This window comes from Dokdonella immobilis, assembly GCF_900115085.1.
In the GTDB taxonomy this organism is placed as follows: Bacteria; Pseudomonadota; Gammaproteobacteria; order Xanthomonadales; family Rhodanobacteraceae; genus Dokdonella; species Dokdonella immobilis.
On record NZ_FOVF01000025.1, the window covers coordinates 62113 to 70769 of the forward strand.

At 63.9% G+C, this 8657-nt stretch carries 8 protein-coding genes; 6 read left to right on the forward strand and 2 right to left on the reverse strand.

Annotated features, from left to right (window positions below):
• Positions 1-58: 58 nt before the first annotated feature.
• The 4 genes from BM125_RS14960 (at position 59) to BM125_RS14975 (ending at position 2866) form a co-directional block, all read left to right on the forward strand.
• Entirely contained in the window at positions 59-517 is a 459-nt protein-coding gene (locus BM125_RS14960) for a DoxX family protein (RefSeq protein WP_175498113.1), read from the forward strand.
• 191 nt (positions 518-708) lie between these two features.
• A complete protein-coding gene (gene bufA2, locus BM125_RS20710; RefSeq protein WP_092409418.1) occupies positions 709-1161 on the forward strand; it encodes a BufA2 family periplasmic bufferin-type metallophore in 453 nt (150 codons plus the stop codon).
• Positions 1161-2060, forward strand: coding sequence for an MNIO family bufferin maturase (bufB, locus tag BM125_RS14970; RefSeq protein ID WP_092409420.1), 900 nt, complete (start codon positions 1161-1163; stop codon positions 2058-2060). Before bufA2 ends, bufB begins: the two co-directional genes overlap by 1 nt.
• Positions 2057-2866 (forward strand): HvfC/BufC family peptide modification chaperone, encoded by an 810-nt coding sequence (locus tag BM125_RS14975; RefSeq protein ID WP_092409422.1) that lies wholly within the window; start codon positions 2057-2059, stop codon positions 2864-2866. Before bufB ends, BM125_RS14975 begins: the two co-directional genes overlap by 4 nt.
• Here the strand turns inward: BM125_RS14975 and cfa are convergent.
• Positions 2863-3981 (reverse strand): cyclopropane fatty acyl phospholipid synthase, encoded by a 1119-nt coding sequence (gene cfa, locus BM125_RS14980; RefSeq protein WP_092409424.1) that lies wholly within the window; start codon positions 3979-3981, stop codon positions 2863-2865. The two genes, BM125_RS14975 and cfa, sit on opposite strands and share 4 nt — an antisense overlap.
• A gap of 217 nt (positions 3982-4198) precedes the next feature.
• Here cfa and BM125_RS14985 point away from each other — a divergent pair, with 217 nt between their 5' ends.
• The gene (locus BM125_RS14985) at positions 4199-5425 is read left to right on the forward strand and encodes a multidrug effflux MFS transporter (RefSeq protein WP_092409426.1); all 1227 of its coding nucleotides are present in this window, start codon (positions 4199-4201) and stop codon (positions 5423-5425) included.
• Here the strand turns inward: BM125_RS14985 and BM125_RS19915 are convergent.
• Complete coding sequence (locus BM125_RS19915; protein WP_139225039.1) at positions 5416-6036, reverse strand: hypothetical protein; 621 nt, start codon at positions 6034-6036, stop codon at positions 5416-5418. The genes BM125_RS14985 and BM125_RS19915 overlap by 10 nt on opposite strands.
• A 696-nt stretch (positions 6037-6732) precedes the next feature.
• Between BM125_RS19915 and BM125_RS14995 the strand changes: the two genes are divergently transcribed.
• Positions 6733-8657, forward strand: a 1925-nt coding sequence (locus BM125_RS14995) for a DUF11 domain-containing protein (protein WP_217647888.1), incomplete at its 3' end; no start/stop codon positions are given.

Below are 8657 nucleotides of genomic sequence, written 5' to 3' on the forward strand. Positions count from 1 at the left end.
CCGGTACGGCCTCACTCGACCCCGGATTCCGATCCGGAATGCAAATGGAGACCCTCGCATGAAAGCAATCATCGCTGTCCTGATCGACTGGCCGGAACGTGTAGCGGCGCATTTCGCCTGGCTCGGACCCCTCGTTGCGCGCATCACCGTGGGCTGGGTGTTTCTTTGGGCCGGCTGGGGAAAGCTCGGGGCCTTGCCCCTGGTCATCGAGAACTTTCGCGGCTGGGGCGTGCCCGCGCCCGAGATTCTCGCACCGTTCGTCTCGGGCCTGGAATTCGTCGGCGGGATTGCCCTGATCCTCGGTCTGTTCACGCGCATCTTTTCCGCGCCGTTGATCGTAGTCATGATTGTTGCGATCAAATCGGCGTTCTGGGACCAGGTCGATTCGCTCGAGTACCTGCTTGGGCTGGTCGAGTTTGCCTACCTCGCGATTTTTCTCTGGCTCAGTCTGGCCGGGCCGGGCGTGGTCTCGATCGACTATTTGTTGCAACGCAGCGTCAAATCGGACCGAAGCTGAGCGCTTTCAAACGGATTTGCAACGCGTGAAAGATAACTTATGCAGGCAGGGTCTATTGCCCTGCGCGTTTGGCATAGGGCTCGAACCGCCAAATCGAATGCGTGCAGTCGGGCGCATTCACCCGCGTCGCGGCGACTGACGGGCTCGTCCGTCAGGCCGCATCAATGCAAACACTCTTGGAGAACAGCACAATGAACAATCTCAACGCCGGAATTTCAGGATTCAGTCTCGCCCTCGTCGCTGCCAGCATGGCCAGCTTTTCGGCACCGGTCAGCGCGGCTGAAGCCGCAGCCAAGGCCGAAGTCGGCCACTGTATGGGCGTCAACGCCTGCAAGGGCCACAACGGCTGCAAGACCGCCGCCAATGCCTGCAAGGGCCAGGGTGGCTGCAAGGGGCAGGGCTTTGTCGCGACCACGGCTGATGCCTGCACCGCGATGGGCGGCAAGATGGACAAGGAAGCCGGTATGGCGATGGTCGAGTCTACCGACACCGTGAAGTGCTATGGCGCCAATGCCTGCAAGGGCCACAACGATTGCAAGACCGCCTCGAACGCCTGCAAGGGTCAGGGCGGTTGCAAGGGCCAGGGCTTCGTCGCGATTCCGGCCAGCACCTGCGCCGACGTCGGCGGCACCGCCAAGTCCTGATGAATCATCGCGCACAGCCTGCGCGTGAGCTGACGCCCGAAGCGCAGGCTTCGGGCGCTCGGCCGTGGTACGGGTATGGCCTCGGCCTGCGCACCGAACACTTCGATGCCGTGCTCGAAGAGCGCCCGGCCGTCGACTGGTTCGAGATCATCTCGGAGAACTTCATGGTCGCCGGCGGCAAGCCGCGCCACTATCTCGCGTCGATCCGGTCACGTTATCCCGTGGCCATGCATGGCGTGTCGCTGTCGATCGGCAGCACCGACCCGTTCGACCGGGATTACCTGCGCGAATTGCGTCAGCTGGTCCGTGATGTCGAGCCGATCTGGGTATCCGATCATTTGTGCTGGACCGGCAATGGCGGCATCAACAGCCACGACTTGTTGCCCCTGCCGTACACCGAAGAGGCGATATCGCATGTGGTCGCGCGGATCGGCGAGGTGCAGGACTTCCTCGGCCGCGAGATCCTCATCGAAAACGTTTCCAGCTACGTCAGCTTTGCAGACGCCGAGATGGAAGAAGCCGCATTCCTGTCGGAAATCGTGCGGCGCAGCGGGTGTCGCATCCTGCTCGACGTCAACAACATCTATGTCAGCTCGCGCAACCATGGCTTCGATGCGGACACCTATGTGGCGGCCCTGCCGGCGGACCGGATCTGGCAGATCCATCTGGCCGGGCACAGCGACTATGGCGACTACGTGATCGACACCCATGATCACCCGGTGCGCGACGAGGTCTGGGCGCTGTACGCGCGAACGCTCCAGCGCATCGGTCCGGTCACCACGATGATCGAGCGCGATGACAACATTCCGCCGCTGCGCGAACTCGTCCAAGAACTCGACCACGCCCGGCGCATAGGCGCACAGACGCTCTACCTGTCCTCGTTGGCGGTCTGCGCATGACCGCCCTGGCGACGCTCGAGCGGCGATTTCTCGACCATGTCCTTGGCGGCGAGGCATTTCCGCGGACATGGTGCAGTCAGGGCCTGGTCGACAGCGACATCGGTCTGTCGATCTACGCCAATGCCTACCACTCGCGCCTGCGTGAAGCGCTGGAGGCGGACCATCCTGTCCTGTCGGCCTATCTCGGCGATACGCTGTGGCTGAAGTTCTGTGCGGGATATACCGCCGATCATCCTTCGCAGGTGCGTTCACTGCGCTTCTTCGGCAGCCGGGTTCCCGATTGGCTCGCCCGCAACGCACCATTTTCCGCTCATCCAGTCATCGCCGAACTCGCGCAGTTCGAGCGTGCCCTGCTCGATGTGTTCGACGCGGCCGATGCGCCGCGCCTGGATTGGGCGGCGATGGGGCCACTCGATGCGCAGTCGTGGCCGACCTTGCGCCTGCGCTTCCATCCGAGCGTGCGCCTGCTCGTGCTCTCGACCAACGCGGTTGAAGTCTGGCGGGCACTCAAGGACGAAGAAGCACCGCCGGCTGCAGCAGCCTCGAACGCAGCGGCACGCCTGTTGTGGCGCGACGAGGAGCGCGTGACGCGGTTTCGGCCGGTCGTGCAGGCGGAATTGGCGGCCTTGGCAGCCGTCCTGATCGATGAAAAGGATTTTTCCGGGCTGTGCGAACGGTTGGCCTGCGATCATCCGGCCGACAGCGTCCCGGCCATGGCCATCGGATTCCTTCGCCAGTGGTTCGACGAGGGCGTCATCTGCGCGCTGGCCACCGACTATTCGGCGGCGCCGCAAGACCACGGCTAGCGAATTTCGGCCAGTCCGCCCGGAACGCCGCGCGGGCTCAGCACGATCTGCCAGAGCTGGTCGCGCCGGGAGCGGAACGACGCCGCCGAGGCGGATAGATAGTATCGCCACATGCGCCGGAAGCGTTCGTCGTAGCGTGCCGACAGCCCTGGCCAGGCGCGATCGAAATTGGCGATCCAGGCCATCAGCGTGCGATCGTAGTCGGGGCCGAATCCGTGCCAGTCCTCGATGACGAAATGCCTTTCAGCGGCCTTGCAGATCTGCGCGGCCGACGGGATCATCGAGTTCGGGAAGATGTATCTCTCGATCCACGGATCGGTATGGTTGGAGGAGGTGTTGGCGCCGATCGAGTGCAGCAGGGTCAGGCCGTCCCTGGCCAGGCAACGCCGCACGACGTCGAAGTACGTCCGGTAGTTCTTCACGCCGACATGTTCGAACATGCCGATCGAGAAAATCCGATCGAAACGCTCGTCGATCTTGCGGTAGTCCTGGATCCGGATCTCGACCGGCAGGCCGCGGCAGAGATCGCGGGCATACGCCGCCTGTTCCTCTGATACGGTGACACCAACGCCCTCGATGCCATAGCGCTCGGCGGCGAATTTCAGGGCTTCTCCCCACCCACACCCGATGTCGAGGACGCGCATGCCTGGCGCGAATCCGAGCTTGCGACAGGCCAGGTCGAGCTTGGCTTCCTGGGCGCCATCCAGCGTCCGTGCGGCGTGCCAGTAGCCGCAACTGTAGACCAGTCGCTTGCCGAGCATGGCCTGGAACAGATCGTTGCCGAGGTCGTAGTGACGCTCGCCTACGGCAAACGCACGCCGGCCGCGTTGCAGGTTGAGGAGCTCTGCCTTGATCCAGAGCCTGGCGTCGTCGAGCGGGCGCACACGCTCGTCGACGTGGGCGACGAGCAGGCGGTACATGAAACCGTCGAGGTCGGCCGCGTCCCATTGGCCATCCATGTAGGACTCGCCGAGCCCCATCGAGCCATGGGCAATGACACGGGCGTAGAAGTCCTCGTCGTGGATCTGGATGTCCCATGGCGAGTCGCCGTCGACACAGATGCCGCAGTCGGCGAGGAGGGATACGGTTCTCGATTTGAGACTTGCGCGCTTCATGGGATCTCTTGGCTCGGCGGCGAAATCACGTGTGACGAGAGCAGAGCTAAGCTTCCCCAGTATCCGACTGCAAACATGAACAAGCCATCTACGCCAACCTGCCGGTTGCGCAACGGTAGTGAAACTGCCGGCCAGGGCGTCGATCGAGCCGGCTGCCGGGTGACTTGCGCCAGGCCAATCCGTAGCATGCGAACCTCACCGATCCGACCCCATCGCCATGATTCCCGCCAATGCCGTGCGCCGCCGAGGCCTGGCGCCGTTGCTCGGCGCACTGGCCATGTTTGGCCCGTTCTCGATCGATACGATGTTCCCGGCGTTTCCGGCGATCGCCGCGCAGTTGCAGGCGAGCCCGCTGGCCATGCAACAGACGCTCAGCGTGTACATGATCGCCTACGCGCTGATGTCGCTTTTGCATGGCCCCGTGTCCGATGCGCTGGGGCGGAGACCGGTCATCCTTGTCGGTGTCGCGGCCTTCGTGCTGGCTTCGATCGGCTGCGCGCAGTCGACCAGCATCGGCGAACTGCTCGCATTCCGGGCGTTGCAGGGGATGTCCGCGGGTGCCGGACTGATCGTCGGTCGCGCCATTATTCGCGACTGTTTCGAGGGGGCCGCCGCGCAACGCCTGATGTCGACGGTCTCGATGATCTTCGGCGTGGCACCGGCCATCGCGCCGATCGTCGGCGGCTGGGTCGTGGCATTCGCGCGCTGGCCGATGATCTTCTGGCTGCTGGCACTGTTCGCCGGCGTGGTCTGGATCGCCAGCCTGGCCCAGCTTCCGGAAACGCTGCCTGCCGAGCGGCGCATGGCCCTGTCGTTGCGCGGCATGGGCTCGACCTACGCCATGATCCTGCGGGATCCGGCCTTTCTGCCACTCGTACTGGCCGGCACGTTCGGTTTCAACGCGCTGTTCGTCTACATCTCATCCGCACCGGCTTTCGTAATCGGTTTGCTTGGACTCGACGCCCAGCAGTTTGCCTGGCTGTTCATCCCGGCCATTGGCGGCCTGATGTTGGGTTCATTCCTGTCGGGTCGCCTGGCCGGCCGGGTCAGCGCACAGTCCACCGCCAGGCTCGGCTACCGGGTCATGATGGGGGCGTCGGCGCTGAACATCGCGACCGCGCTGTGGCTGCCGAAGCCTGTCGTACCCTGGTCGGTCATTCCGCTTGGCCTGCATTCGATGGGTATCGGCATCGCTTTTCCGACCCTCACCCTGCAGTTGCTCGATCGTTTTCCGCGGCAGCGCGGTGGCGCCTCCTCGATGCAGGCCTTCGTCAGTCTCGTGATCAGCGCGACGCTGGCCGGCGTCGTGTCGCCGATGATCTCGGACAGCGCGTTGAAACTGGCGGCCACCGCGGGAGGAATCAGCCTGGCGGGATTCCTGCTATGGAATGTGTACCGCGTGATCGAACGGCGCTGTCCGGCACCCACGGCCCATCAGCTTTGAGCAGGGGGCGAAGGAGCCGGCCCGACCGCATTCTGCGCGCCAGTGCCGCCCAGGATGCCGCGCAGCAAGGCGAATATTTCCTCCTTGGTTCCGACGACATTGATCTGCGATTCGCGCGGAAAATCGGTGCCCAGATTGACCGCATAGGCTAGTCCGAGGTCTTCGCCGTTCTCGTCGATCCGGTTGAAGGTTTCGACCTTGCCGACGTAGGCAATGCGATTCGCATCGAGAAAGCGCCCGTCAGGAATCTTGACCCAGCGTTGCATGTTGTCACCCGTGGCTATGTGAATGGGAGCACCCGCGCAGCGGCAAGCCCTGGCTGGCCCGGCGATAATGCCACGGTTGATTGCCGAGGGTTGATGCAGGCTCGGTCCGAGGGCTGCCCGGATCGCACATTCGATGCCCGGGGCAAACTGAGCATTGCGGCGCTTGGCCGTCCCTGACATCGCGCCGCTACCACGCGGCGCGCTATCCGAAATTAACCCGTAGGGCGAATGTCGGCTTGCAGGCGGGCGATGTTTGCTCGAAGTGCGCGAGTGCCAGCGGTCGTCACATCTGTTCCTTGCCCGTTCCAGCAAGGGCAGGTCCGAAAATGGCTCCAGCCCAGCCACTCGCCGTGGGCAAATCCGGCATCGCACCGGTTCCCATGCGCAGCCGTCATTCGGTCACGATGCCTGGAGGCGGATTCGGCATCGCCGATTCAGGAGAGTTCGGCTACATGGCCGGCTCGAACCGGATTCGTGACAAACCGGAATCAATTGTTTGCGATCGACAGGACTCGATCGGCGTTTCAGTTTGCGAAGATGGAAGGGCGTTGGATGCAGGTAGACAGTCGGGTCGTTGGGAGGAACCAGGTATTCGCGGCTGGCCTACAGGCACGCATCTTGCTTGTGCAATAATGATCGAAGGCGGGAGCCACAATTCCCGTCCGAACAGGTGACCGGCAGGATGCCGCGAACCGAAAGTCACTCACAGGCGCTCCTTTGCGGCGCGTGTGGCGTGCAGGGGGCTAGTTGCGTCTTGAGTAGTCGGTCCGCCGCCGGACCGATACCGGGAGCGTGCGTGCCTTCGGCACGAACGTACCGACGCAACCGGCGCGCATGAGAAGCCGGAACGTCGGAAGCGATCAGCCTACGGTTCCGGGGAGCCTCATGACATTTTCCAGCCTATCGAACTGCGCTCGTTTGACCATTGCGAGCACGTTCCGCCTTTTTCCGACATTGGCATGTTTCCTTGTTGTTGCAGCGACTGCGGTCGTCCCGCAGAGCGCGCACGCCTGGTGGCCGGGCAAGGATGGTGCCCGCACAGTGGCCGCAAACACGGCTTACACGGCCCTGCCGGAAGTGCGCATCACGACCCTGACCGCGGCAGCAGTCTCCGGTGACTCAACCCTGACCCTTGCGAGCACCGCCGGTATCACTGCGGGCGACGTCCTGCTGGTCTACCAGGCACAGGGCGCCACGATCAATACCGGCAACACGGCGGCCTACGGAGCGGTCACTTCGCTCGGCAATGCGGGCCGGTTCGAGTTCGTCAATGTCATCAGTGTCGCCGGCAATGTTGTGACCCTGAGCCCCGCCTGCAGCCCGACCCTGCTGCGGTTTTCCTACAACAACGGATCGCAGGTCATTCGGGTCCCGCAGTATTCGACGTTGACGGTCAACGCGGGCGTCGTGATCACGGCGCCACTGTGGAATGGCAGTACCGGTGGCGTGATGCCGATCCTCGTTCAGAACACGCTCACGCTGAACGGCGACCTTTCTGCAAACGGTGCGGGATTTCGCGGTGGCGTGCTCGAGAATGACACCACCGATGCCGGAACCGATGTCAGTCTGTACCGTGGGGCGGCAAGCACCGACGGCGCCGAAAAGGGCGAGGGCATCGCGGGATTCCAGGCGGCCTACGACGCGCTTAACGGTCGTTACGGTCGTGGCGCGCCGGCCAACGGCGGTGGTGGAGGCAATGCCCACAACGGCGGCGGCGGCGGCGGCGCCAATGGCAACAACGGAGTGGCCTGGAATGGACAGGGCAATCCTGATCGAACAACAGCGGCATGGGACGCCGCCTGGAACCTTGATGGAACGCTGACAGCAACGACAACCTCATCGGGTGGTGGTCGGGGTGGCTACACCTATGGCGCAAACAACCAGGATGCACTGACCGTTGCGCCGGGCAATGCCGGCTGGGGCGGCAACAATCGCCGCGAGCGTGGCGGAATTGGCGGGCGGCCGCTCGCCAACAATCCCTCCATAGCCGGCGATACCCGCCTCTTCCTCGGCGGTGGCGGCGGCGCGGGTGATGCCAACAACTCGGCGGGTTCATCGGGCGCCCGCGGGGGCGGCATGGTCATCGTAGTTGCCGGCACGATCTCTGGTAGTGGCAGGATCCTTGCCAACGGCGACACGGCGACCAACTCCACCCCCAACCACAACGACGCGCCAGGTGGCGGCGGTGGCGGCGGCAGCATTCTCGCCTCGGCCGGAACGGCCAGTGGCGTCACGCTACGGGCCAATGGCGGCAACGGCGGCAACCAACTCATCACCGGCAACGAGTCCGAAGGTCCCGGTGGCGGCGGCGGCGGTGGCTACATTGCTGCATCGGCGGGGCTGACCACAGCAGTCGCCGCGGGTGTCAACGGAACGACTTCTTCGGGAGCCGTAACCGAATTCATACCGAACGGCAGTACTCGGGGCGGCAGCGGTCTGGCCGGCCTGGCTCCAGCACTCGCTTCGCAGCCCATCTGCACGAGCAGCATCACCGATCTCGCTGCGACCAAGTCCAATGGCGTAGCCAGCGTTGTTGCCGGCAGCACGACCAACTACACGATCCGGATCACCAACAACGGACCCACTCCGGTCACGGGCGCAATCATCACCGACCCTGCCGTTGCCGGCCTGGCCAAGACCGGTATCGTCTGCTCTGGGACTCCCGGCCAATGCACGGTAGGCACCACGCCAGGCATCGCGCAGTTGCAGACAGGCTATGCGTTGCCCGCCCTGGCCGTAGGTCAGTTCTACGAGATCGTGGTGTCCGCCACTGTCACGGCGTCGTCCGGAAGCGTCTCGAATACGGTCTCGGTTGCGACTCCCACCGGGACTGTTGATTCGACTCCCGGCAACAATTCTGCAACCGACACTGACACGATCCTGGCCCCGCAGCTGACGATCATCAAGACCGCGAGCGCGAGCCCGTGGACGGTCGGTGTCGCGGCGAGCTACACCTTGAGCGTACA

What these genes read in the sequence shown, in the direction of transcription:
- BM125_RS14960 (WP_175498113.1), top strand. Translation starts at nt 59, where the DNA reads ATGAAAGCAATCATCGCTGTCCTGATCGACTGGCCGGAACGTGTAGCG.
- bufA2 (WP_092409418.1), top strand. Translation starts at nt 709, where the DNA reads ATGAACAATCTCAACGCCGGAATTTCAGGATTCAGTCTCGCCCTCGTC.
- bufB (WP_092409420.1), top strand. Translation starts at nt 1,161, where the DNA reads ATGAATCATCGCGCACAGCCTGCGCGTGAGCTGACGCCCGAAGCGCAG.
- BM125_RS14975 (WP_092409422.1), top strand. Translation starts at nt 2,057, where the DNA reads ATGACCGCCCTGGCGACGCTCGAGCGGCGATTTCTCGACCATGTCCTT.
- cfa (WP_092409424.1), bottom strand. Translation starts at nt 3,981, where the DNA reads ATGAAGCGCGCAAGTCTCAAATCGAGAACCGTATCCCTCCTCGCCGAC.
- BM125_RS14985 (WP_092409426.1), top strand. Translation starts at nt 4,199, where the DNA reads ATGATTCCCGCCAATGCCGTGCGCCGCCGAGGCCTGGCGCCGTTGCTC.